General features: G+C 50.3%; 3 protein-coding genes. 1 reads left to right on the top strand and 2 read right to left on the bottom strand.

Annotated elements, in window-relative coordinates; all coding sequences use genetic code 11:
• Both H8Z83_RS19125 and H8Z83_RS19130 read right to left on the bottom strand, forming a co-directional pair.
• A partial coding sequence (locus H8Z83_RS19125; protein WP_187016479.1) for a hypothetical protein occupies positions 1-268 on the bottom strand: 268 nt, incomplete at its 3' end.
• Between the two features lie 64 nt (positions 269-332).
• Positions 333-668: a hypothetical protein gene (locus tag H8Z83_RS19130; RefSeq protein WP_187016480.1), complete on the bottom strand. Its 336-nt coding sequence runs from the start codon at positions 666-668 to the stop codon at positions 333-335.
• 173 nt (positions 669-841) lie between these two features.
• Between H8Z83_RS19130 and H8Z83_RS20460 the strand changes: the two genes are divergently transcribed.
• Complete coding sequence (locus H8Z83_RS20460; protein WP_436231659.1) at positions 842-1,108, top strand: DUF7484 family protein; 267 nt, start codon at positions 842-844, stop codon at positions 1,106-1,108.
• Positions 1,109-1,161 lie beyond the last annotated feature (53 nt).

Below are 1,161 nucleotides of genomic sequence, written 5' to 3' on the forward strand. Positions count from 1 at the left end.
CTTCAGGAGTTTGCTTGAGCAGGATTTGCTTGACCGCTGCGGAGATCTGTGCGTGGTTCTCTTTACGCACTTTACCGGAGCCGTCGGTATTCTCGAGTACGAAGATCGAGCTTTCGTCTTCGATGCCAGACAGGTTGGAGCGACTGGTGTCGACGAAGCTGACCATCGGGGTAGCGAAGCCAGGAGCGATCTTGCGACCGATGTAGTCTTTGACGATGTTGGTACCCAGACCACCACAGCCATACAGACGAACTTTACCTTGTTCCATTTTTTAACTTCCTAGCTATCAAGATTAGACGAGGTGTCCAAACGGAGTTTCCAGCCATTAACGGTTAGGACTCAGCGCGCAGCTTTCTAACGATCTCTACCAGCTCAGCATGGCAGTCAGAAACTGTCCAGTGTGCCTTATCCACCAACCGCTCGAGGTTTTCCAAGTTAGTCTCTTCAGGCTCCCATTGGTCTTCCTCTAAGCCGTAGCATGAACAGTGGCTACCGTACACTTCCCACAACTTACCGTCTTTACGGAACAGGACGTAAGCCGAACCCGAGTAGTCCTCGTACGTATACGAAGCCAACAAGATCTCTGCTCCATCCAGCTCTGTGCCTTGTAGATTGAAATCGCTTTCCAAACCAGCGAGTTGAGTTTCTTTCCAGTCGTGCATATACATTTAACTAATCTCCACTAAGCGTCGAATGCTTTCGATAGCTTTTCTCGTCAAGTGAGAATGTGAAGCGATTGGTTAAAGCTGGAAACTCGATTTGAACTAAGAGCGCATTACTCTCAATAGATACCACCGTTATATCTTTTTTTACAGCAAGGGGGTTTATGGCGCGTTATTGAATGACCGCAGGGTCTTCTTTATTAACCGGAGACGCTATCGTGAATCCTATTCAGAAAGCAATCTCGGACGTGAAGTCAAGCATCCCACGGGAAATTCTTGAAAGAACGTTCATGAAGGTCGATAACGTGGCTTACGGGCAACGCTCTACTTTCAACCCGCTGTCTCTGGATCACCGTATTCGTACGATGGTCATTGACGCAAACGTATTACCTGACTGCAACTTGGTCGGTGGTACGGAAGTAACGCTGTCTCTTATACACATCTAAAGCGGGGGGGGGGGGGGGGGGGGGGGGGGGGGGGGGGGGGGGGGGGGGGGGGG

It is taken from the genome of Dysosmobacter segnis (assembly GCF_014297285.1).
GTDB classification, from domain to species: Bacteria; Bacillota; Clostridia; order Oscillospirales; family Oscillospiraceae; genus Oscillibacter; species Oscillibacter segnis.